A 20,961-nucleotide genomic window follows, 5' to 3' on the forward strand; every position below is an offset into this window, starting at 1 on the left:
CTGTGCCTAGGGTGGACGGATGGACGTTCTGCAGGAGAGACACCGGACCATCAGGACGGCCGGGGCGGAGCTCGCGGTCTTCGAGTACGGGCTGGACCCGCAGGAGGGCGTGCCCTCCGTCCTCCTGGTCCACGGGTATCCCGACGACCACCGCGTGTTCCTCCCGGTCCTCCGGGAACTGGCCCGCACACACCACCTCATCGCCTTCGACACGCGGAACGCCGGCCGGTCCCGCCCCGTCGCGGACGGTGGCTTCACCCTGGCGGAGCTCGTCGACGACGTCTTCGCCGTCCTCGATGCGCTCGGGACGCCGTCGGGCATCCGGCTGGTCGGCCATGACTGGGGGTCCATCCAGGGCTGGGCCGTCGTGCAGGACGAACGCGCCGACGGTGTGGTCCTCGACTACACCAGCATCTCCGGGCCCGACCTCCGCCACTTCTCCCGCTGGCTCCGGAGCCGGTTCGCGCAGGCCGGGACGGTCCCGCAGGGTCTCGCCCAGGTGCTGCGCAGCTGGTACGTCGGCGCGTTCCAGCTCCCCGTCCTGCCCGAGCTGTTCTGGAAGCACGTGATGACGCGCCGCTACGAGCTCGCCGCGCGACGCACCGTGGGCGCGGACCCGGTGCGCGGACTCGCCCTCTACCGGACGAACATGGGCGGTGGGGCGCGGCCGCCCCGGCGCCGCCGCGTGACGCTTCCCGTGCACGTGGTCGTGCCGCTCGGCGACCCTTTCCTCTCCCCGCACCTTGTGGACGGTCTGGAGGACTGGGTGGAGGACCTCACGGTGACCACCGTGCCCGGTGGCCACTGGTGGATCGCCGCGCGGCCGCGCGCCTTCGCGGAACTTCTCGACCCCCGGCTGCGGAGGCAGGGCGAACCCTGACGGGTTCGGGTGGGAGGACTACGCCTCCAGCAGCCCCCGGATGTCCTCCGCGGTGAGCGCTGAACTGAACACGGCGTCGTCGTCCATCACCGAGGTGAAGAGCTTCGCCTTCTGCTCCTTGAGCTTCATGACCTTCTCCTCGATGGTGCCCTTGGACACCATGCGGTAGACCATGACGTTCTTGGTCTGGCCGATCCGGTGCGTGCGGTCCACGGCCTGCGCCTCGGACGCCGGGTTCCACCAGGGATCCAGCAGGAAGCAGTAGTCCGCCTCGGTGAGGTTCAGCCCGAACCCGCCTGCCTTGAGACTGATCAGGAAGACAGGCGCGTCCCCCTCCTTGAAGGAGTCGATGACCTCGCCGCGGCTGCGGGTGGAACCGTCGAGGTAGGCGTACGGGATACCGCGGGCGTCCAGCTGCTCGGCGGCCTTCTTCAGGTAGGACGTGAACTGGCTGAAGACGAGGGCGCGGTGCCCCTCGGCGATGATGTCGTCCAGGTTCTCGAAGAGGACCTCGAGCTTCGCGGACGGGACGCCCTCGTGCTCGGGATCCACCAGGGAAGCGTCGAGGCTGAGCATGCGGAGCAGCGTCAGCGACCGGAACACGATCATCCGGTTGCGGTTCATGTCCTCGATCAGGCCCAGGAGTTTCTGCCGCTCGCGCTGGAGGTACGTCTCGTAGATGTGCCGGTGCTCCGGGTGCAGCTCCACCTCCAGGACCTGCTCCTGCTTGGGCGGGAGGTCCGAGGCCACGGCCTCCTTGGTGCGCCGCATCATGAGTGGCCGGATGCGCTTGCGGAGCCGGACGAGCGGGCGGTTGTCGCCGATCTTCTCGATCGGCGTCCGGTAGTCCTCGGTGAACTTCCGCGGGGAGGGGAACAGCCCCGGTGCCACGATGTTGAACAGGGACCACAGCTCCATGAGGTTGTTCTCCATGGGCGTGCCGGTGATCGCGAGCTTGAAGGGGGCGTCGAAGTCCTTCGCCGCCTGGTGCACCTTGGACGCGCGGTTCTTGACGAACTGCGCCTCGTCCAGGACCAGGCCGGACCACGTGAGCTCCTGGTATGCGGGGAAGTCGAGCCGGAAGAGCGTGTAGGACGTGATGACGACGTCGGCGTCGCCGACCTGGTCGCGGATGGTCGAGCCGGAGGCGCCCTGCGTGTCGGTGATCGACACGACCTTCAGCCCCGGCGCGAACCGGTGCGTCTCGTTGGACCAGTTCGGGACCACGGAGGTGGGCGCGACGACGAGGAACGGCTCCGCCGGCGCGGTGCTCTCCTTCGCATGGACCATCAGGGCCAGTGCCTGGAGCGTCTTGCCGAGACCCATGTCGTCCGCGAGGACGCCACCGAGCTGGTGCCGCCACAGGAAGGCGAGCCAGCTGAAGCCCTCGGCCTGGTACGGGCGCATCTCGGCGACCAGGCCGGCGGGCGGCGGGGTGGCGGCGACGTCCTCGAGGGTGAGCAGGCCGCTCACGGCGTCGCGCCAGGACTGCGCCTGCTCCGTCTCCTCCGCGAGGTCCTCGAAGTCCGCCCAGAGCCCGGCCTGGTAGCGGCTGATCTGCAGGCCCGAGTCCGGGTCCCACTCGGCGAGGGACCGCGCCTCCTCGATCAGGTCACGCAGCTGGTCGAAGACGGGCTGCTCGAGGGAGAGGTAGGTGTTGTCGACGAGCTTCAGTTTCTTCCGGCCCTGCGCGAGGGCGCGGAACACCGAGTCGAAGGGGATGGTGCGGCCGCTCACCGTGACCATGACGCCGAGGTCGAACCAGTCGCGGTCGTCGGTCTCGACCGTGCTGATGCGCAGCGTCGGGGTCTCGGTCAGTTCGCGGTAGTCGGGCTTCTCGCCGACCACGTCCACGCGCATCCCCTCGACCTGCAGCAGCCGCGGCAGGGCCTCCTCCGCGAACTCGACGGCCTGCATGTCCTCGAGCCTCAGGTCCTTGAGTGGGAGGGCGCCCAGGGCGGCGCGTGCGGCGCCCGCGAGGGCGTCCTCGGCGTCGGCGTCGCGGTAGCCGTCGTCACTGCCGGGGCCGCCCCGGCGGAAGGGCCGGCGCTGCACGGCGTCGCCCAGCGGGTAGTCGAAGTGCCACCCGAGACTCACCGTCCCGTTGTCGCCGTAGGCGGTGGTCAGGACGAGCACGGGGGGCTGGATCTCAGGGAGGTCCACGGTGCCGTCGCTGCTGGCCACCTGGATGGACTGCCGGAGCTTCGGGTAGTACTCCTGCAGGAAGAGGGAGGTCTCCTCCTCCGGTACCACGACGGGCCGGCCGCGCTGCAGCAGCTCGATGTCCTTCGTCGTCAGGCGACGTGAGGTCGGGGCCAGCGTGATCGCGTCACCGGGGGAGACGGTGTAGATGCCGTGCGTGCTGATGACATGGGCCGTGTCGGAGGGGTGGGGCAGTCCGTCGATGTCGAGGGCCGGGCACAGCTGCAGGCCGCCCTCCTCCGTTCTCGTGGCGTCCAGCTTGAGGGTGGCCCGTCCGGCGAGCTCGATCGAGACCGACTTCTTCGAGCCGACGAAGGCGATGCCGAGACGCTGCGCCTCGTCCAGCAGCTGCCAGAGGAGCGGGTTGCTGAAGTCGTCGAGGTACAGCCAGGAGTCGTTGTTGCCGAAGTAGTTGACACCCGTGCCGCGGTGCAGCGCGGGGAACTGCGAGAACCAGCGGTGCTGGTCGGCGTCGAGCTTCAGTCCGTAGGTCTGGTAGCTGATGCTGCCCCAGGACAGGTTGTTCTTGATCCACTTGCCCTTGCCGTTCTGGCTGACCGGCCGGACACCGAGGCGCGTGTTGAGCATGCGCTGGCCCTGGCGCTCCGCGGCGGACCCCCAGCGCTGCACGGCCACCTCCGGTGTCCGGAGCTCGAACTGCAGGCCGAGCTGCGTCAGGGGGGCTGCGCCGCCCGGCGCGGCCTCGGTCTCGGCGTCGAGCAGGTCCGTGAGCGAGGCCTGCCAGCCCTCCGGTGGTCCGGGGCGGGACGCCGGGCGGGCGCCGAGCTCACGCTCGTGCTGCGCCAGGAGGTTCTCCGTGTTGCTCTGCAGCGCGGTGGCCGCCACGTGCTTGCAGTCGGCGCCGACGGGGCAGCTGCAGAAGTTCTCGAGCGGACGGAAGCGGCCGTCGCCCTTGACCCCCAGCCGCAGCTTCGTCCGGTAGTCGTTGGGCGCCGAGCCGCGCACCTTGCCGGTGAGCAGCTTCGCGTCGGCGTCCCAGGCGAGGGAACTGACGGCGCCGTCCTTCGCGTAGGTCTGCCCGCGCTGGAAGGCCGCGCCTCCCACGATCCGGATGATGTCGGTGACATCGACCATGGGGTGGGAGGAATTGGGCATAATTCCATGCTCTCACGTGGCGGTGACGCTCCCGGGCCACGAGGCATCCTGTTCACCAGGGGCAGGACCGGCGGTGCGTCGGGCGGCTCGACCGGAGCCGGCGCTGCCCTACTGTTGGCGAGGGGACTGATCATCAACGGGGTGGGCGGAAGAGGGCGTACGTGTTCGAGGCAGCGAGCATCATCTATGCAGCGGCAGGACTGGCGGTCCTCGCGGCAGCTCTCCTGCCACGGCTGCTCATGCGGGCCCCCGTCTCGATGCCGATGGTGTTCCTCGCCGCGGGGATCCTGGTCTTCAGTGTCGGCAAGGACCTCCCGAGCCCCGACCCCGTGGCCTACAGCGACGTCACGATCCACCTGAGCGAGATCTGCGTCATCATCTCGCTGATGGGCGCCGGCCTGGCCCTCGACCGGAAGGTGGGATGGCGTCGCTGGTCCACGACCTGGCGACTCCTCGGCATCGCGATGCCCCTGTGCATCCTCGTCCTGACGCTCATGGGCCTGTGGCTGCTGGGCCTCGGGCTGGCCTCCGCGCTGCTGATCGCGGCGGCGCTCGCCCCGACCGATCCCGTCCTCGCCTCCGAGGTGCAGGTGGGGGAGCCCTCGGAATCCGAGGAGGACCTGGAGGCGGAGGACGAGGTGCGGTTCGGACTGACCTCCGAGGCCGGCCTCAACGACGGCCTCGCCTTCCCGTTCGTGTACCTCGCCATCCTGATGAGCACGGTGGGCATGTCGCCGGCCGCGTGGGGCGTGGAGTGGATCCTGCTCGACGTCCTCTGGCGCATGATCATCGGCTGTGCCTTCGGCTTCGGGATGGGCAAGCTGCTCGGCCGCATCTTCTTCCGCACGCCGATCAAGAGCGTCCGCCTGGCCAACTACTCCGAGGGGTTCGTCGCCCTCGCGGCGACCTTCCTCACCTACGGACTCACGGAGTCGGTGGAGGGCTACGGCTTCATCGCGGTCTTCGTGTGCGCCGTCACCCTCCGCGCCGGAGAGCAGACCCACGGCTACCACGGTGTGCTGCACAGCTACATCGAGCAGCTCGAACGCCTGCTCACCGTCGTGGTGCTGGTCCTGCTGGGCGGGGCCGTGGCGCGAGGCCTGTTCGAGGGCCTGCGACCGCTGGAAGTGGTGGTCGCCGTCGCGTTCATCCTGCTGGTGCGGCCCGTCACGGCGTGGATCAGCCTGGCCCGGGGCAAGACCGGCCCCTGGGAGCGCCGCACGCTCGCCTTCTTCGGGGTGCGCGGCATCGGGTCCGTCTACTACCTCAGCTACGCCCTCTCGAAGGGCGAGTTCGGCGCCGACGAGAGCACGCTGTGGCGCGTCGGGGGGCTCGTGATCGTCATCTCGATCGTCATCCACGGCATCACGGCCGCGCCCGTCATCAACGCCCTCGACCGCGCGCGGCAGCGCAAGGCACGGGAGCAGGGCGACGAGGCGCAGGCGCCGAACACCCCCGTCTGATTCATCGCCGGGAGGCGGTGCGCTCCAGTGCGGCCCGGACCACGAGGCCCGCGAGGAGGGCCCAGAACGCGCCGCCGATGCCGAGGATCGAGAGGCCCGATGCGGCCAGCAGGAAGGTCACCGCGCCGCTCATCCGGCCGGTCGGGTCGCTGAACGAGGAGGTCACCGCCGTCGCCATGGTGCCGATCAGGGCGAGCCCCGCGACGGCCTCCACGAGTCCGGCCGGTGCGGCGCCCACGATCACGACGAGTGCCCCCGACACAGCCGCAAGGACCAGGTAGGTGATGCCGGCGGTGAGGGCCGCCACCCACCGGCGCCCGCGATCGGCCCCGGCCCCGTCCCCGGCCGAGAGCGCGGCGGACAGCGCGGCGAGATTCACGGCGTGCCCACCGAAGGGTGCGACGACGGCGGTCCCGACGCCGGTGACGGCGAGTGCGGGACGCCACGGCGCGCGGTAGCCGAAGGACGAGAGCACGGCGACGCCGGGCAGGTTCTGCGAGGCCATGGTCACGACGTACAGCGGCAGGGCGATGCCGATGATCGCGGCAGGGTCCAGCACCGGCACGGTGAACGCGAGGGACGGCACCAGGGATTCGGGCGCGATGACCACGCCGTCCCGCACGATCTGCACCCCGATCACCGCGAGAGCCGCGACGAGGGCCAGCGGTACCGCCCACTTCGGCGCGAGCGCCGAGGCGGCGAGCCACACGAGGATGACCGGCAGGACCAGCACCGGGATGGTGCCGATCGACCGGAACGGAGCCAGGCACAGGGGCAGCAGGACCCCGGCGAGCATCGCCTGCGCGAGGTGCTGCGGGATCCGCGCCACCAGCCTCCCGAGCCAGGGGACGGCGCCGGTCAGGGCGATCAGCGCGCCCGTCACGAGGAAGGCGCCGACGGCCGCCGGCCACCCGCCCGCCGGGACGGCCGCGCCCGCGAGCAGCGCCGCCCCGGGGGTGGACCAGGAGAGGGTGACCGGGATGCGGTAGCGGAGGCTGAGCAGCACGATGCCGAGGCCGACGACGGCGGTCAGTGCGAGGAGCCCGGACGCCGCCTGGGCGGGGCTCGCGCCCGTGGCCCTGAGCCCGGCGAGGACGACGGCGAACGACGAGGTGAAGCCGACGAGGGCCGTCACGATCCCGGCCAGCACGGGTTCGCCGAGTCCGGACCTCACTGACGTCGCGGTGTGCACCCGGGCCTCCTGTCGCCGCACCGGGGCCTGGAAGGCCTGTCCGGCGGGTGTTCTGTATATGGAACAGCCAGCGTAGGATGCTGGCATGCCCGAGGACAACCCCCGCGCGGATGTGTCGCCCAGAGCGGCCGTGGCCCGCCGCATCACCGCCCTCCGCCAGGAGCGGGGCCTCTCCCTGACGGCGCTCGCGGCCCGGGCGGGGATCGGCAAGGGCACGCTCTCGGAACTCGAGGCCGGGACGCGCAACCCGACCCTGGAGACGCTCTACGCGCTGGCCGGACCGCTCGGGGTCCCCCTGACCGGCCTCGTGGGGGAGGAAGCCGGGCACAGCGTCTCGGACGGCGTCGTCGACGCACGCCTGCTCTCGGTCCGCACGCACGACGACGGCGGCACCACGGAGGTCTTCTGGCTCACCCTCTCGTCCGGACGGACGAGGATCAGCCCACCGCACCGCAGCGGCACGGTGGAGCACCTCCGCCTCGTCCGCGGCTCCGCGTCGGCGGGGGAGAAGGGCTCGGAGCGGGAGATCGGGCCAGGAGTGTCGATCTCGTGGGCCGGGGACGTGGCGCACACCTACACGTCCCCGCACGGCGCGGAGGGCGTCCTGGTGATCGAGACGCCCGGCAGGACGGGATAGGAGCAGCGCCGGTGGCTAGGCGGTGCGCCTGCTCCGGACGCCGGGTCAGGCGATGCGCGCCTGCTCCAGGCGCCGCTGGATGACCTCGAGCTCGTCGCTGAGGGCCTGCAGGCGGGCGGTATTCTGTTCGACGGCCAGCTCGCGGACCAGGAGGTCCTGGCGCGCGCGCAGTGCGGTCTCGTCCATCGGCTGGTCTGTGGTCGGCTGGTCGCTTGTCGGCATGGTTCCAGTCAAGCAGACGGCCCGCCCCTGGCGCCGAGATGGCCGGCGGTGCGGCTGGAGCGGTGTGACGTGCGCTCCCGTGATCCCGCCGTCCACCCTGAACCGGCCTGCCGTGACGAAGGATGCATCCTCCGCGGCGAGGAGCGCCCTCGCCGCGGCCGCTCGTCGGGCCAGTCGGGCTCGGCGAACCGGCCCAGCGGCACGTGCACGAGCCGGCGCTACGCCTTCTCGGCGTCACCCGCGAACAGCTCCCTCAGCAGCGGGGTGTTGGCCGGCCCGGGGCACAGCGCGTCGACGCGGATGCCCTGCCGGGCGAATCCGACGCCCGGTTCCCGGCTCACGGACAGCACGCCGCCCGTCGATGCGGAGTAGGAGACCGAGTCCTTCCCCTGAGCCTGGAGGGGGGATGGCGTCGTTGCAGCAGCGTCGTTGCAGCAGTGTCGTTGCAGCGGGAGTGGACGCTCGTGAGGTCGACCTCCTGCACACGGCGCGGACGAGAGTGCGGTCGGCGGCACGGACGGCACGCTCCTCCAGGCCCCCACGCGCCCCGCGTGCGCTGCATCGTGGAAATAGATGTGCCCGGGCAACCGTTCCCTTCACAGGCCCATGGCTCCCATCGTCCTGGGCGGCACGCATCGAGAGGCACTCCATGACCATTCCCCTGTCCATCCTGGACCTCGCCCAGGTCGCCGAAGGCTCGACGCCGGCGGAGACGTTCGCGTCGAGCGTCCTCCTCGCGCAGCACGCCGAGGCGTGGGGCTATCGCCGCGTCTGGTACGCCGAGCACCACAACATGGGGAGCATCGCCTCCTCGGCGACGAGCGTCCTGATCGCCCACGTGGCGGCGCACACCTCGACCATCCGGCTCGGGTCGGGCGGCGTCATGCTGCCCAACCACTCGCCGCTGACCATCGCGGAGCAGTTCGGGACCCTCGAGAGCCTCCACCCGGGGCGGATCGACCTGGGGCTCGGGCGTGCACCCGGGAGCGACCAGAACACGGCGCGGGCCCTCCGCCGGGACCCCCTGTCCGCGGACAGCTTTCCCCAGGACGTCCTGGAGCTGCAGGGCTACCTCACGGGTGACACGCGCGTTCCCGGAGTGCAGGCGACACCCGGCCGTGGGACCGACGTGCCGCTGTACATCCTCGGGTCCTCGCTCTTCGGGGCGCGGCTCGCGGCCGCCCTCGGCTTGCCGTTCGCTTTCGCATCGCACTTCGCCCCGCAGGCGCTGCTGGATGCTGCCGCGATCTACCGCAGGGAGTTCAAGCCCTCCGCGCAGGCGGAGAAGCCCCACTTCATCGCGGGGGTCAACGTCATCGCCGCGGACAACCAGGGGGATGCCCACCATGAGTTCCACGAGGCGATGCTGCGTCGGGTCACGCTCCTGCTCGGCCGCGGCCAGACCTTCACGCGCGAGGAGTCGGAGGCGATCCTCGCGTCCCCGGGTGGACAGCAGATGAGCGAGATGGCCCGCTACAGCGCCGTCGGGACACCCGGGGTGGTCCGGGACTACCTGGAGCAGTTCTCCGCGCGGGTGGAGGCCGACGAACTCATCGTCGCCACGCAGGCGGGCACCACCGAGACGTGGTTGCGGTCCTTCGAACTGCTCGCCGGAGCCATGCATCCGGTGGCGGTCTAGGCCTACCAGAAGGTCCCGAAAACAGAAACCTTCAGCTCCCTGCTTGCCAGAACCCTACAAGGTTTGGTTAAGTGGGTCTCGGTTGTAGTGTTGCGCATTTGTATTTCGCGCGGTTTAGCCCTCGCGGGACAAGCCGCGTCTCTGAAAAAGCGGACAAGCACGCCGCGACTGGGGCGTTCCGAAAGTCGGAGCGCGTCTGAATTTCAGAAGGATAAAACAAAAATGGCAACAGGTACCGTGAAGTGGTTCAACGCTGAAAAGGGCTTTGGATTCATTGCTCCCGACGACGGAAGCGCAGATGTGTTCGCACACTTCTCCGCCATCAACGCAAGCGGCTACCGCTCGCTTGATGAGAACCAGAAGGTCAGCTTCGACACCGAGCAGGGCCCCAAGGGTCCCCAGGCGTCGAACATCCAGCCCCTCTAAGGCTCGGATCTTCCACTAGATCTTTTCGCGAGAAGCAGGTCGGACCCCGGTCCGGCCTGCTTCTTCGTTAACGCCCTCTCCGTCGACCGCCGGTCGTGGCGACCTACCGTCGATCCGCGGGTCCGGCCGCTCCGTCGCACAGGCCGATGAACGCACCGAGCTCCTCCAGGGCGGCGGGGGTCGAGGGCATGTGGTGGGTCAGCCGGGGTGAGCGCACGATCACGGCTCGCCACTGTCCGCGCGAGACCGCCACGTTGATCCTGTTCCGGTTCAGCAGGAAACCGATGCCCCGCGGTGCCTCGGCGGCGGACGACGCGGCCATGCTGACGATCACCACCACGGCCTGCTGACCCTGGAACCGATCCACCGTCCCCACCCTCACCCGCGGGTACCCGGCAGCGGCCAGCGCCCCGTGGACGAGCTGCACCTGTGCGTTGTAGGCGGCGACCACCAGGAGGTCTGCCTGGCCCACCGGCCGGGCCGGTGCCCCGGCGTCAGCGACCCACGGCAGGCCGAGGTGCAGCTCGACCTGACGGACGACCTCCGCCGCCTCCTCGGGGGAGGACGTCGCATGATCCGTGTGCTCGACCAGTACACACCCGACTCCCGGCGCCACTCCGCCGAGCAGCCGCGACCCCGCCGCCGGCGCCGTGGAGAGCCGGCCCTCGTAGGCGAAGGTGGAGACCGCACGGCACAGAGCCGGGTGCATCCGCCAGGTGTCCGCGAGGAAGTAGCCGAGATCGGCGGGCAGGGTGGCGTGTCCGTCGGAGAGCCAGCCGAGCGCCGATTCGTCGACCGGCTCGGGGTGGGTTCCCTGGGTGACCTGCGGAAGCTGTTGCGGATCCCCGAGGAGCAGCAGCCGCCGGGCTGCCTGCGCGACCGCCATCGTGTTCGCCAGCGAGAACTGCCCGGCCTCGTCGATGACGAGGAGATCGAGCGATCCGGGCGGCACATTCTTCCCGGTCATCGTCCAGGCCGTCCCCCCGATGAGGCACCCGCCGTCACCGGACACCAGGCGTGCCACGTCCGTGTCCGAGCGCTGCCCCCACGGGAGGTCGGCATCCATGTCCTTCGGCTTCTTCGCCACACGCCCGGGCGGGACGCCGGCGTCGACGGCGCGGCAGAGCAGGTTCTCGACGACCGCATGGGACTGCGCGACGACGCCGATCTTCCAGCCGTCCGCCACCAGCCGGGAGATCACGTCCGCACCGACATGCGTCTTGCCCGTCCCGGGCGGCCCCTGGACGGCGAGGTAGGACTCCGACAGGCGCAGCAGGGCAGCCGTGATCGCCTCGGCGTACCCACCGTCCCTGGGACGGACGGCGGGCAGAGGGCCGCCGTCGAGGAGCCGGGGTGGCACGCGACGCAGGAGGTCCAGGGCGGGTCCGGCGGGGATGTCGGGCAGGGCGCGGCCCACGTGGGCGGCCAGGTCGAGCAGAGCTGCCTGGATGGACCCCGTCATGATCGGCTGGTCCGGTGCCAGTGCCACCGGCAGCTCACTGCGCTCCGGTGCACCGCGCCTCAGTTTCTCCCGGACGGTAGCCGTGGTCAGGCCGGTTCCGTCCTCGGCGAGCTCCACCACCTCGACCCCGAACCACCCGCCACGGCCGGGACCAGTGCTGTCCGTGCTGTCGGCGTCCTCGGGGACTGGGGCGTCGTAGAGGGTGAAGTACGAGCCCCCGGCCCGGAAGTCCGCGCCCGCCTCGAGCCGTGCGGTGACCGACAGGGTGCGCACGGGGTTGGACCGGGCCGTGGGCTTCTCCCAGTCGCTGATCACGTCGACGGTGCGGAAGGGCATCACCTCCCTGGACTGCTCCCACTCCGAGGTCGGTGCTCCGAGGCGGTCGAAGTGGGCCCACCAGAACTGCTTCCGCTCACGCCGGTGATAGCCGACGGCGGCGGCGACCAGGGCCACCGCACGCGGACCGGGCTCCATGGCAGCGGCCGGAGTCAGGCCCGCGAGATAGTCCTGGAGCTGCGTCTCCTCGGCCTCGGGTGGAGCCTGGGGAACGGCATCGGCAGCAGCATCGGTGCTGCTGCCGCCGGCGGGGTCCATCCCGGGTGAATCCGGACCAGCACCGGACGCGGACCGCGACGCCTCCTCGGACTCGGGTGCGAGCCCGAGGAGCCAGTCCCGCAGCTTCAGCGTGGAGAGGCAGTCGTAGCGGTTGTAGTCGCTGATGTCCTCGAGGATCGCCGCAGCCTCCTCGGCGTCACCGGCGTCGCGCGCGGTGCAGTAGGCGGCGTAGGCGACCACGGAGGCGCCCGCGTCCGTCACGTCCCCCGCGCGGAGGGTGGACCCCATGTACAGGGGTTCGAGCTTCTTGATGCTGTAGGACCGCTCGGAGATCCGGAGGCTGTGCCGCACGGTCTCGTAGAGATCCACCAGGACCCCCTCGCGCAGCAGCGTGTCCACGGCGTCCTCACCGATGATGTGCTGGAGCGAGAGCCGGCGCAGGGCGCTCTTCTCATAAGCGGCGTAGTGGTAGATGTGCAGGTCGGGATACTGCCGGCGCCGCTCGTCCACGTAGTCGAGGAACTGCATCAGGGCGGTACGTTCCTCGGCCCGGGAGTGGGCCCAGAAGGGCCGGAAGGGTGGTTCGGCGGAGGCGCCCGGCCCGGCGGCGGGCTGCTCGACGACGCCGAACAGGTACTCGAGGCCCCACCGCCCGTCCGCCGGGTCCTGCCACAGGGGATCGCCCTCGACGTCGAAGAAGATGTCCCCGGGGCTGGGCGCGGGGAGGGCGGCGAGGGTGTGCTCCGGCAGGATCCGGTAGGAGACGGAGTGCTCCGTCCCCTCAGCGTCCCTGGAGGAGACGCTGCCGTCCACGGCTCCCACACCGGTCTGCAGCCGTGCCTGGTCCCGCAGCCGGGTGAGGGACGCGTCGTCCGGTCTCGCGGGCATCGCCGCCAGCTGGTCGATCGTGGTGATGCCCTCACCCCGGAGCCGCGCCCGGCGGTCGCCGGTCATCGAGGCGACGAGCAGCAGGTCCCGCGCGGCGACCACCTGCTCGGCGCAGTAGTCGCACCGACCGCAGGCCGAGTGCCCGCCTTCGCCCCATGCCACCGGCGCTGACCCGCTGCGGTGCGCCTCGACGAGGTCGAGGAAGCGCGCCCGGCGCTCCCGGAAGACGGGCAGCAGGTCCGTGAGGCTGTGGGTGCTCCTCGACCGGTCACCGAGCACGAGTGTCACCTCCGGCGACGTCGGGATGCCGGCTGCCTGCAGCTGGTCCCCGTAGGCGGCGAGCTGCAGCAGCGCTCCCACCTTCGCGTGCCGGGCGAGCTTCGTGTCCCAGACCGCGTACGCTCCGTCCGCCTGGCGCACCAGGAAATCGGAGCGGCCGTGGAACGTGCCGTCGAAGAACGCCGCCTGGAACACCACCGACGCCCCTGAGCCGAGGGCGGTCAGGGACTCCTCGTGCTTGGCCGTGAGGGTGGCGCGATCCATCGAGTCCGCAGGTTCGACGTCGTACACGCCCCGCGGATTACCCGGCGACCAGATGCCGTGGTCGGCCACGAGCTCGTCGAGGATCCTGTGCTCGTGGACGTCGCCGAGGACGGCGGCCCGCTGCAGCATCCCGTCCGGGGCGCAGGAGGCCCGCGGGGCGCGCCCCAGCTTCTCGTCGAGGACGCGCAGCAGGCGGTAGCCGCACTCCGAGGCGGTGACGAGGTCCGTCGCCGAGAACACCAGGTCCCGCCGGTCGGAGCTGCCGTCGGCGTCGAGCAGGAACATGCGCCGGGTCCTTTCGTCGGGAGCGGCCAGTGGATCACGCACCTCCGACCTTCTGTGACGCAGGTCTCGGAACTGGTGCGTGCGGATTGCGGTAGATGGGACGACTTACCTGTGTACGACGCAGCTGAACGCAACGACAGTAAAGGATACGCATCATGGTCGAGACCGCTACCGCCCAGAAGTCCACCACCGGCTCCGAGTCCGCAGCGCCCGTCCGCAAGGGCCCCCTGCAGACCGACAAGGGCAGCACCACCATCGCCGAGACCGTCGTGCAGAAGCTCGCCGGTGTCGCCACCCGCGAGGTGCCCGGCGTCTTCGCGATGGGCAATGCAGCCCGCCGCGCCTTCAACCAGATCACCGAGCGCATCCCCGGCTCGCAGACGAACGTCAGCGGCGGAGTGAGCGTCGAGAAGGGCGAGCGCCAGGCCGCGATCGACGTGAGCATCGTCGTGGAGTACGGCAGCTCGATCGTCGAGGTCAGCGAGAACATCCGTCGCAACGTCGTCAACTCGGTGGAGCGCGCCACGGGGCTCGAGGTCCTCGAGGTCAACGTGAACGTCACCGACGTGCACCTGCCGGGTGACGACGACGAGGACGACTCGTCCAAGAGCGGCACCGAACTCGAGTAGCACCTGCGGCTCCGACCGTGCGGCGGGAGTACCCGCCGCACGGTGCACGGACCGACACCCCCCTCAGCCCACCAGACAGGACAGCATCATGTCGCGCAGCACCATCGGATTATTCGCAGGTCTCCTGCTGGGGATCGTCGCCGTCTTCGGCGGTTTCCTCCAGTTCATCGCCGTCGTCTTCTTCGCGGCGGTGGGCCTGCTCATCGGCCGTTACCTCGAGGGCAGGCTCGACGTCCAGGACCTGCTGAGCCGCCGCAGCTCGAAGGGCTGAGCGCCATGAGTACGCTCGCGGGCCCTGCGCCCGGTGTCCTCGACCCTGCCGGAATCATGCACGGCGACCCCGCCACGAGGGGAACCCTCGTCACCAAGGAGAAGGTCCTGCGGAAGATCGCCGGACAGGCCGCCTCCGAACTGCCGTTCATCGGCGGACGGAGCGGAGGACTGCTCGGCCTCGGCGCCTCCGGCGACCTCGACGCCCGCCCGCAGGCCGAGGTCGACCTCGACGGGACCACGGCCTTCGTCTCGCTGACCGTCGCGATGCTCTACCCCACGCCGCTGCGTGCGGGTACCGAGCAGCTGCGCAGTCACGTCACGGAGGTCCTTGAGCGCACGACGGCGGTCCACGTGGGCCGTATCGACGTCACCATCGTCTCCCTCGAGACCGGCACGGCCGGTAGGGGAAGGAGCCTCGAATGAGCAGCACACCCACCCGGACGCTGAGGCGCCGCCCCAGCCGTACCGTCCCGGCCACCGTCACGGCGCTGGTCCTGGTCCTCGGCGGGGCCGCGCTCGCGTGGGCCGGTATCGCGGGACTGACCGGTGACACCACCCTCGCCGAGGGCTCGCTCGCGGCGGGTTCCGGTCTCGCCTGGGGCTCGCCCGCCCTCTACGCAACCGTCGCGGTGTTGGCGGTCCTCGGGCTGGTGCTGCTGTTCGCGGCCCTGGTACCCGGGCGACGCACGCTCCTGACGGCCGGATCCACATGGGGTGGACCCGAGGGGACGACGACGGTACTCAGCCGATCGGCGGTGGAGCGTTTCGCCGTCGCACGGGCGGAGCAGATCGATGGCGTCTCGTCGGCCAAGGGCAGTCTCCGGGGCGCCCGGCTGAAGCTGTCCGTCACGACCTATCTCCTGTCCACAGGTGATCTTCAGCAAACGGTCAGGAACGCCGTCCAGTCTTCAGTGGACGACCTGGGTCTGGAATCCGCTCCACGGGTCCGAACGAGCATCCGGACGGAGCACGATGACTGACCCGACGACCGACCTTCATCTGCGCACCCAACCCACCGCTTCGGAAAGGACACGGCCATGAGGCAGTCACCCGCCGCTCTCAACCGATCCTGGCTCGCCATCATCGGTGTGCTGCTCCTGCTCGGTGCCGCCGCACTCGTCGTGGCCACCGCAGGACTCCTCGACACCGTGATCCCCGGCGCGGCCGCTCCCGAGAACGGGACACCACTGCTCGCCGTCGACCCTGCGGCGACCGCCGCGGCACCCGCCGTCCTCGGTGGCGCCGCCGGCGTCGGCGTCCTGCTGGCCCTCCTGGGGCTGGCCTGGCTCGCGGCGCAGGTCCCCAGGCGTCGTCGGACCCGGACCTACCGGCTCCACGGAGCCGAGGACAACGGGCTCGTCACGATCAACCCGGCCGTCCTCGAGGGAGCACTCAACGCGGACATCGAGCGCCTGCCGGGCGTGGAGAAGTCGCGGAGCGTGCTGCGGGGGAGTTCCACCGCGCCGGACGTCACCATCCGCACCACGGTGGACCACCGTGCGTCCATCGGCGACACGGTACGCTCCATCCGCGGTGGCGCGGTCGAACGCCTCGCCGGATCGCTCGAGGCGATGCCCCGGACCGTCGCCATCATCGTCGACGTCAGCACCTCGACGTCGAGGACCAGGAACGTTACGCAGTAACGCCCGTCCCGGGATTTCCCGGGATCGGAGAACACCAGCAACCCAGCGGAAGGACACGCACATGAGCTTCATCGACAAGGCGAAGAACAAGGCCGAGGAACTGTCGGGCAAGGCCAAGGAGGCCGTGGGCGACGCCACCGACAACCACGATCTGAAGGCCGAGGGCCAGGCGGACCAGGCGTCGGCGACGACCAAGCAGGCCGGCGAGAACGTGAAGGACGCCGCGACGAACGTCAAGGACGCCTTCAAGTCCTGATCCTGTTCGGCTGAAGCCCCGGAGTGGACGGCTCCGGGGCTTCTCCGTGTCCGGCGTCGGGCACGGACGGGGCGGGATGGAAGAATTGGCGGTACCCACCTGAACCAGGAGCAGACCATGAATCCCCGCACGCTCTTCCGTACCGTCGCCGTGGCCGAGGCGGTGACCTGGGCCTTCCTCCTGCTGGGCATGTTCCTCAAGTACGTCACGCGCACCACGGAGGCCCTCGTGCCACCCGCGGGTGCCGTCCACGGCTTCGTGTTCCTCTGCTTCGTGGTGACCACGGTCTTCATCTGGATCAACCAGCGCTGGTCGGTGATGACGGGCCTGCTCGGCCTCGCTTCCGCGATCGTCCCCTTCGCGACCGTCCCCTTCGAGCGGTGGATCGAACGCCGCGGCCGGCTGGGCGGTGGGTGGCGCCTGGCCCCGGGTGCCGAGGCACCCCGGAATCCCGCGGAGCAGGTGCAGGCCTGGGTGCTGCGGAGCCCGCTCGTGGCCCTGCTCGTCGCGATCGTCGGGATCTCGGTCGTCTTCACCGTCCTGCTGCTCGTCGGCCCGCCCGGTTCGTCGAGCTGAGGCCGGCATGCTGGATCTCGCGGACACCACCGACGACGAACGCTTCTTCCTCCACAGCGGGCGGCGCTGGCGGAAGACCGATCCCAGCCTTCCCGCGGATGTGCGGGCCCGGCTGATGTCCCACCTCGGCCGCGGCCGCTCGGGCGTCCGCACCAGTGCCAAGGGTGACGACGGCGCAGCACTGCCGCGCGCGCGGCGGACCGTGCAGCTCGCGAAGGAGGGACTCGGCGAACGCGGGACCGCCTGGTGGGACCAGACCGCGGCCGAGCGCGAGGCCCGCTGGACCGCCGCCCTCGAGGAACTCGATGCCCTGCACCCGAAACGGCCCGAGCCGGCCGACCGGGTGGATCGCGCGGATCGGGCCCAGCAGTCGAACCACAGTGAGCACCCGGAGCGGGCCGAGCCTCCGAAGCAGCCGGGCCGCGCACAGGGCCGGACCGGGAAGCGCGACGGCGGTTCGGCCCCGCAACATCCCGGGCATGCCTGATCACCCGTCCGAGAGCGAGCTCCGGGCGGAGATCCTCCGCATCGCGGAGCAGCGCGGGCCGGAGAAGACGCTGTGCCCGTCGGACGCGGCGCGGAGTATCGGCGGCGGGACGTGGCGGGACCTCATGCCGGCCGCCCGCCGGCTGGCCTTCGACCTGGCCGCGGAGGGGCGGGTGGAGGTCACGCAGCACGGCGAGGGCGTGGACCGCGATGCCCGCGGTCCCATCCGGATCCGCTGGGTCGGCCCGCCCGGATCGGCGTGACCCTTCCCGGGCGGGCGCTCGGCGGGACGGCCGGGACGTACGGAAGCCGCCGTCGGCACCGGTAGGCGCCGACGGCGGCTTCCCGCCACACTGCCGAAATGCGGCTACGAGGCCTTCGCCGTGCTCCGGCGGACGGCGTAGGTTCCGCCCGCCGCGGCCACGAGGACCAGTCCGCCGCCCAGGGCGATCATGCCGGTGGTGTTCGACGAGGCCTCCCCGGCCACGCCGGTATCCGCGCCGCCGGACAGCATGGCGCCCCCATCTGGGTCCTGGCCAGGGTTCCGCAGAGCGCGGGGGAGGTGGCGCCCAGGGGGAGGTCCGTCGCAGCCGGCGCCGTCCCCACCGAATCGGTCTCGGCCGTGCAACCCGGGGTGCGCCCCCGGTCCTCATCCTGACGCGGGCCGGCCGCGTGGCACAGCGGCCGGCGGACCCGGTGCATGCCGTGACACCACCCGGATCGCCCGTGTCACTCCTGCGTGAACTGCAGGTCGGAGCCCTGCCACTCGACGGGTTCGGCGTGCATCGACCGGTAGGTCACCGCGGCGTCCCAGCTGTGGAAGAGCAGGTAGGTGGTGCCGTCGGGTGCCGTCGCGAGGTCCTGCCCGCCCGGCCCGATGTAGCGGTCCCCGCCGAACGAGTCGGAGGAGAGGATGGGCTCGGGGGACTTCTCCCACGGGCCTTCCAGTGCCGGGGCGGTTGCATACCCCACGTTGTACGAGCTGTCCCCGTAGAAGTTGCTGGAGTACAGGAGGGCGAAGCCGTCGTCGCGCGGGACCACGGTCGGCGCCTCGACCAGCAGGCCCTCCCAGTCCAGGGTCTGCTTGACGAGCTTCGTGGTCGGTCCTGCCAGCGCCAGGCCGTCGGCCGAGAGCGGTGCCGCCTGGATCCAGGTGTCCTTGTCGCAGCAGTTGCCGTCGTTCTTCCAGACGAGATTCAGGCCGGTGTCCGTGGCGAACGTGCTGGCGTCGATCGCGCCGCCCTCGTCCTCCGGGCACACCAGCATCCGGTCACCGGCCACCGTGAAGGGTCCCGCCGGATCGGTGGACGTCGCCGCGCCGATGCACTGGAGGGCGGGCTCGAAGTTCGTCGTGGTGAAGTACAGGACGAACTGCCCGTCCGCCACCTCGGTCACCTCGGGCGCCCAGGTCTTGCCCGGGATGGTCCAGGACGGCAGCTCCGGCAGGGCGTCGTCGTCGAGCATCTCCCACTCGAGGAGATCGGTCGACGTCGCGACCTGGACGTTCTTCCGGTTGCCGGCGGAGGCGTAGGCGTAATAGACGCCGTCCACCTCGAGGATGTCCGGGTCCGCGAACTCCTCGTCGAGAACCCGGGTGGGGTTCGCCTCCTCGGCCGGGGCGGCGTCGTCGGGAGTGTCCGACGGCGAGCAGCCGGCGGTCGCTGCGGCGAGCGCACCGACCGCCAGCAGGCCGAGGACCCGGCGCAGGAGCGGAGGGATCACCCCTTGACCCCGGACCGTGAGACGCCCTCGATGATGAAGCGCTGGAGGAACACGAAGAGCGCGAGGACGGGAAGGCTGGCGATCACGGCACCGGCCATGAGGAGGTCGTACCGGACCGCGTTCGCCGACTGCAGCGTCGACAGGCCGGGGGGCAGCGTCTGCACCTCGGGTGTGAAGAGCACGTAGACGGGCCACAGGAAGTCGTTCCAGTTGCCCAGGAAGGCCAGCAGTGCGAGCGTCGCCATGGCGGGCTTGGCGAGCGGCAGGATGATCCGGGTGAACATCTGGAAGCGGTTGGCGCCGTCGATCCGCGCCGCCTCCTCCAGGTCGTCCGGCAGCGAGATGAAGAACTGCCGCATGAAGAACACACCGAACGCCGAGGCCGCCGTGGGCACGATGATCGCGATCAGCGAGTTCAGCCAGCCGAGTTCGCTGACGAGCAGGTAGTTCGGGATGACCAGGATCACCGGGGGGACCAGCAGGGTGGCGACGATGACCGCGAAGACGATCTTCTTCCCACGGAAGTTCATCCGTGCCAGCGGGTACGCGGCCAGCGACGCGGTGACCACGACGAGCGCGGAGTGGATGATCGCGGCCAGCATGCTGTTCGCGAACCACCGCAGGACCGGCGTGTTGGTCCCTGGCGCGAGGATCTCCTTGTACGCGTCGAGCGAGAAGGGATTCGGGATCCACGACGGCGGGATCGCTGTCGCCTCGCTCCGCGTCTTGAACGACGTCACGATCATGAAGATGAGCGGGCTGACGAAGATCAGCGCCACCAGCGCGAGGAGGACGATTTTCAGGACGGTCCGGGGCTGGAGCCTGCGCTGCGGCTTCTCCGCAGGGCCGGCGCCCCGTGGGGTGCGTGTCTCGACACTCGAGCTCATCGGGCGTCCTTCCGTTCGCGGAACAGCCAGAAGACCACGAGGCTCAGGCAGATGAGGAAGAGGGTCAGGACGTAGCTCATGGCGGCTGCGCTGCCCATCTGGAAGTTACGGAGGCCCGTGTCCGCGATCTGGTAGATCGCGGTGCGGGTCTCCCTGCCCGGGCCGCCCTGGGTGATCAGGTAGGACTGCCCGAACATGTTCACCGACGCGATCAGCGTGGTGAGGGTCACGAAGGACAGCACCGGCCGGAGTCCTGGCAGCGTCACATTGACGAACTGCTGCCACGGACTGGCCCCGTCCATGCGGGCGGCCTCGTAGAGCTCCGAGGGGATGTCCTGCAGGCCGGCCAGGTAGATGACGGCATTGAAGCCGAGGGTCCACCACACGGTCACCCCGACGAGGGCCACCCAGGCGGCCGGGGTGGAGGTGGTCCAGGCGATGTCGTCCGGCAGGCCGATCAGGCCGAGGTAGTAGTTGACGAGGCCGATGTTGTTGTCGAGCAGGTAGCGCCACATCACGGCGACGACGGCGACGCCCAGGACGTAGGGCGCGAAGTAGATGGCGCGGAAGAAGTTGCGGCCCGGGAACTTCTTCGCCATGAGCAGTGCCACGGCGAGCGGGATGGTGAGCAGGAGCGGCACGCTGAACAGGGTGAAGATGCCGGTGGCGCGCATCGATCCCCAGAAGTTGGTGAACTGCCCGCTGCCGGACCGGAAGAGCTCGGCATAGTTCTCGAGGCCGACGAAGGGCTTGAGCGGGCGCGTGTAGTCCCAGGTGTGCAGGCTGATCCAGGCGCCGAAGACGATCGGGACGAGCACGAAGGCGATGAACAGGACCAGGTACGGGGCCAGGAAGAGCCAGGGCGTGGCTGCCGCCTGCTTGCGGATCTCACGGGACGGCGACGCCGTCCCCGACGGGCGGGGTGCCCCCTTGCGTGCGGGGGCACCCCCTTCTCGTTCCCTCAGCGTGGTCATGGTGC

22 protein-coding genes and 1 pseudogene are annotated in these 20,961 nt (G+C 70.4%); 14 read left to right on the forward strand and 9 right to left on the reverse strand.

What is annotated here, in order from left to right:
• Window positions 1–19 precede the first annotated feature (19 nt).
• On the forward strand, window positions 20–880 hold the full coding sequence (locus NVV32_RS02695) for an alpha/beta fold hydrolase (RefSeq protein ID WP_422391276.1): 861 nt from the start codon (window positions 20–22) through the stop codon (window positions 878–880).
• A gap of 18 nt (window positions 881–898) precedes the next feature.
• Here NVV32_RS02695 and NVV32_RS02700 read toward each other — a convergent pair whose 3' ends face one another.
• Window positions 899–4,198, reverse strand: a complete 3,300-nt coding sequence (locus NVV32_RS02700) for an SNF2-related protein (RefSeq protein WP_422391277.1) — start codon at window positions 4,196–4,198, stop codon at window positions 899–901.
• Between the two features lie 161 nt (window positions 4,199–4,359).
• Between NVV32_RS02700 and NVV32_RS02705 the strand changes: the two genes are divergently transcribed.
• Complete coding sequence (locus tag NVV32_RS02705; RefSeq protein WP_422391278.1) at window positions 4,360–5,661, forward strand: cation:proton antiporter; 1,302 nt, start codon at window positions 4,360–4,362, stop codon at window positions 5,659–5,661.
• A 1-nt stretch (window position 5,662) separates the two neighbouring features.
• Here NVV32_RS02705 and NVV32_RS02710 read toward each other — a convergent pair whose 3' ends face one another.
• Entirely contained in the window at window positions 5,663–6,853 is a 1,191-nt protein-coding gene (locus NVV32_RS02710) for a benzoate/H(+) symporter BenE family transporter (RefSeq protein WP_055769616.1), read from the reverse strand.
• 85 nt (window positions 6,854–6,938) lie between these two features.
• On the opposite strand from NVV32_RS02710, the gene NVV32_RS02715 reads away from it, so the two are divergent.
• Complete coding sequence (locus NVV32_RS02715) at window positions 6,939–7,490, forward strand: helix-turn-helix domain-containing protein (RefSeq protein ID WP_055769618.1); 552 nt, start codon at window positions 6,939–6,941, stop codon at window positions 7,488–7,490.
• A 45-nt stretch (window positions 7,491–7,535) separates the two neighbouring features.
• Here the strand turns inward: NVV32_RS02715 and NVV32_RS02720 are convergent, their stop codons facing one another.
• Together NVV32_RS02720 and NVV32_RS02725 are read right to left on the reverse strand one after the other, a co-directional pair.
• On the reverse strand, window positions 7,536–7,712 hold the full coding sequence (locus NVV32_RS02720) for a hypothetical protein (RefSeq protein WP_235498926.1): 177 nt from the start codon (window positions 7,710–7,712) through the stop codon (window positions 7,536–7,538).
• Window positions 7,713–7,769: 57 nt separating this feature from the next.
• A pseudogene (locus NVV32_RS02725) lies at window positions 7,770–8,086 on the reverse strand (SDR family oxidoreductase); the annotation flags it as partial.
• Window positions 8,087–8,361: 275 nt separating this feature from the next.
• Here NVV32_RS02725 and NVV32_RS02730 point away from each other — a divergent pair.
• Both NVV32_RS02730 and NVV32_RS02735 read left to right on the forward strand, forming a co-directional pair.
• Complete coding sequence (locus tag NVV32_RS02730) at window positions 8,362–9,351, forward strand: LLM class flavin-dependent oxidoreductase (RefSeq protein ID WP_055769620.1); 990 nt, start codon at window positions 8,362–8,364, stop codon at window positions 9,349–9,351.
• A 222-nt stretch (window positions 9,352–9,573) separates the two neighbouring features.
• Window positions 9,574–9,777, forward strand: a complete 204-nt coding sequence (locus tag NVV32_RS02735; RefSeq protein ID WP_026533290.1) for a cold-shock protein — start codon at window positions 9,574–9,576, stop codon at window positions 9,775–9,777.
• 103 nt (window positions 9,778–9,880) lie between these two features.
• Here the strand turns inward: NVV32_RS02735 and NVV32_RS02740 are convergent, their stop codons facing one another.
• Window positions 9,881–13,510 carry a TM0106 family RecB-like putative nuclease gene (locus NVV32_RS02740; RefSeq protein WP_422391989.1) on the reverse strand — a complete coding sequence of 1,210 codons (3,630 nt, stop codon included), beginning with the start codon at window positions 13,508–13,510 and terminating at the stop codon, window positions 9,881–9,883.
• Between the two features lie 155 nt (window positions 13,511–13,665).
• On the opposite strand from NVV32_RS02740, the gene NVV32_RS02745 reads away from it, so the two are divergent.
• The 9 genes from NVV32_RS02745 to NVV32_RS02785 all read left to right on the forward strand — a co-directional run bounded on the left by NVV32_RS02745 (window position 13,666) and on the right by NVV32_RS02785 (window position 17,636).
• Window positions 13,666–14,139, forward strand: a complete 474-nt coding sequence (locus NVV32_RS02745; RefSeq protein WP_055769630.1) for an Asp23/Gls24 family envelope stress response protein — start codon at window positions 13,666–13,668, stop codon at window positions 14,137–14,139.
• An 88-nt stretch (window positions 14,140–14,227) separates the two neighbouring features.
• Window positions 14,228–14,410 (forward strand): DUF2273 domain-containing protein, encoded by a 183-nt coding sequence (locus NVV32_RS02750; protein WP_055769632.1) that lies wholly within the window; start codon window positions 14,228–14,230, stop codon window positions 14,408–14,410.
• Window positions 14,411–14,415: 5 nt separating this feature from the next.
• Window positions 14,416–14,835, forward strand: coding sequence for an Asp23/Gls24 family envelope stress response protein (locus NVV32_RS02755; RefSeq protein ID WP_422391279.1), 420 nt, complete (start codon window positions 14,416–14,418; stop codon window positions 14,833–14,835).
• Window positions 14,832–15,392 carry a DUF6286 domain-containing protein gene (locus NVV32_RS02760; RefSeq protein WP_422391280.1) on the forward strand — a complete coding sequence of 187 codons (561 nt, stop codon included), beginning with the start codon at window positions 14,832–14,834 and terminating at the stop codon, window positions 15,390–15,392. The genes NVV32_RS02755 and NVV32_RS02760 overlap by 4 nt, the downstream gene beginning before the upstream one ends.
• A gap of 57 nt (window positions 15,393–15,449) precedes the next feature.
• A complete protein-coding gene (locus NVV32_RS02765) occupies window positions 15,450–16,055 on the forward strand; it encodes a hypothetical protein (protein ID WP_055769638.1) in 606 nt (201 codons plus the stop codon).
• Between the two features lie 61 nt (window positions 16,056–16,116).
• Entirely contained in the window at window positions 16,117–16,311 is a 195-nt protein-coding gene (locus NVV32_RS02770) for a CsbD family protein (RefSeq protein WP_055769639.1), read from the forward strand.
• Window positions 16,312–16,428: 117 nt separating this feature from the next.
• Window positions 16,429–16,887, forward strand: coding sequence for a DUF3817 domain-containing protein (locus tag NVV32_RS02775; protein WP_422391281.1), 459 nt, complete (start codon window positions 16,429–16,431; stop codon window positions 16,885–16,887).
• A 7-nt stretch (window positions 16,888–16,894) separates the two neighbouring features.
• Window positions 16,895–17,374: a 2-polyprenylphenol hydroxylase gene (locus NVV32_RS02780; protein WP_422391282.1), complete on the forward strand. Its 480-nt coding sequence runs from the start codon at window positions 16,895–16,897 to the stop codon at window positions 17,372–17,374.
• The gene (locus tag NVV32_RS02785; protein WP_422391283.1) at window positions 17,367–17,636 is read left to right on the forward strand and encodes a DUF3253 domain-containing protein; all 270 of its coding nucleotides are present in this window, start codon (window positions 17,367–17,369) and stop codon (window positions 17,634–17,636) included. The genes NVV32_RS02780 and NVV32_RS02785 overlap by 8 nt, the downstream gene beginning before the upstream one ends.
• A gap of 104 nt (window positions 17,637–17,740) precedes the next feature.
• Here the strand turns inward: NVV32_RS02785 and NVV32_RS02790 are convergent, their stop codons facing one another.
• The 4 genes from NVV32_RS02790 to NVV32_RS02805 form a co-directional block, all read right to left on the reverse strand.
• A complete protein-coding gene (locus tag NVV32_RS02790) occupies window positions 17,741–17,887 on the reverse strand; it encodes a hypothetical protein (protein WP_422391284.1) in 147 nt (48 codons plus the stop codon).
• Window positions 17,888–18,102: 215 nt separating this feature from the next.
• Window positions 18,103–19,095, reverse strand: a complete 993-nt coding sequence (locus NVV32_RS02795; protein WP_422391285.1) for a glycoside hydrolase family 43 protein — start codon at window positions 19,093–19,095, stop codon at window positions 18,103–18,105.
• Window positions 19,092–19,982, reverse strand: coding sequence for a carbohydrate ABC transporter permease (locus NVV32_RS02800; RefSeq protein WP_082471376.1), 891 nt, complete (start codon window positions 19,980–19,982; stop codon window positions 19,092–19,094). The genes NVV32_RS02795 and NVV32_RS02800 overlap by 4 nt, the downstream gene beginning before the upstream one ends.
• Window positions 19,979–20,956, reverse strand: a complete 978-nt coding sequence (locus tag NVV32_RS02805; protein ID WP_422391286.1) for a carbohydrate ABC transporter permease — start codon at window positions 20,954–20,956, stop codon at window positions 19,979–19,981. Before NVV32_RS02805 ends, NVV32_RS02800 begins: the two co-directional genes overlap by 4 nt.
• Between the last annotated feature and the right edge of the window lie 5 nt (window positions 20,957–20,961).

Origin of the sequence: Arthrobacter sp. N1 (genome assembly GCF_048288285.1) — a bacterium.
Taxonomy (GTDB): domain Bacteria; phylum Actinomycetota; class Actinomycetes; order Actinomycetales; family Micrococcaceae; genus Arthrobacter_D.

Coding starts and splice junctions, on each gene's coding strand:
- NVV32_RS02695 (WP_422391276.1), top strand. CDS start 20: ATGGACGTTCTGCAGGAGAGACACCGGACCATCAGGACGGCCGGGGCG.
- NVV32_RS02700 (WP_422391277.1), bottom strand. CDS start 4,198: ATGCCCAATTCCTCCCACCCCATGGTCGATGTCACCGACATCATCCGG.
- NVV32_RS02715 (WP_055769618.1), top strand. CDS start 6,939: ATGCCCGAGGACAACCCCCGCGCGGATGTGTCGCCCAGAGCGGCCGTG.
- NVV32_RS02720 (WP_235498926.1), bottom strand. CDS start 7,712: ATGCCGACAAGCGACCAGCCGACCACAGACCAGCCGATGGACGAGACC.
- NVV32_RS02730 (WP_055769620.1), top strand. CDS start 8,362: ATGACCATTCCCCTGTCCATCCTGGACCTCGCCCAGGTCGCCGAAGGC.
- NVV32_RS02735 (WP_026533290.1), top strand. CDS start 9,574: ATGGCAACAGGTACCGTGAAGTGGTTCAACGCTGAAAAGGGCTTTGGA.
- NVV32_RS02740 (WP_422391989.1), bottom strand. CDS start 13,510: ATGTTCCTGCTCGACGCCGACGGCAGCTCCGACCGGCGGGACCTGGTG.
- NVV32_RS02745 (WP_055769630.1), top strand. CDS start 13,666: ATGGTCGAGACCGCTACCGCCCAGAAGTCCACCACCGGCTCCGAGTCC.
- NVV32_RS02750 (WP_055769632.1), top strand. CDS start 14,228: ATGTCGCGCAGCACCATCGGATTATTCGCAGGTCTCCTGCTGGGGATC.
- NVV32_RS02755 (WP_422391279.1), top strand. CDS start 14,416: ATGAGTACGCTCGCGGGCCCTGCGCCCGGTGTCCTCGACCCTGCCGGA.
- NVV32_RS02760 (WP_422391280.1), top strand. CDS start 14,832: ATGAGCAGCACACCCACCCGGACGCTGAGGCGCCGCCCCAGCCGTACC.
- NVV32_RS02765 (WP_055769638.1), top strand. CDS start 15,450: ATGAGGCAGTCACCCGCCGCTCTCAACCGATCCTGGCTCGCCATCATC.
- NVV32_RS02770 (WP_055769639.1), top strand. CDS start 16,117: ATGAGCTTCATCGACAAGGCGAAGAACAAGGCCGAGGAACTGTCGGGC.
- NVV32_RS02775 (WP_422391281.1), top strand. CDS start 16,429: ATGAATCCCCGCACGCTCTTCCGTACCGTCGCCGTGGCCGAGGCGGTG.
- NVV32_RS02780 (WP_422391282.1), top strand. CDS start 16,895: ATGCTGGATCTCGCGGACACCACCGACGACGAACGCTTCTTCCTCCAC.
- NVV32_RS02785 (WP_422391283.1), top strand. CDS start 17,367: ATGCCTGATCACCCGTCCGAGAGCGAGCTCCGGGCGGAGATCCTCCGC.
- NVV32_RS02790 (WP_422391284.1), bottom strand. CDS start 17,887: ATGCTGTCCGGCGGCGCGGATACCGGCGTGGCCGGGGAGGCCTCGTCG.
- NVV32_RS02800 (WP_082471376.1), bottom strand. CDS start 19,982: ATGAGCTCGAGTGTCGAGACACGCACCCCACGGGGCGCCGGCCCTGCG.
- NVV32_RS02805 (WP_422391286.1), bottom strand. CDS start 20,956: ATGACCACGCTGAGGGAACGAGAAGGGGGTGCCCCCGCACGCAAGGGG.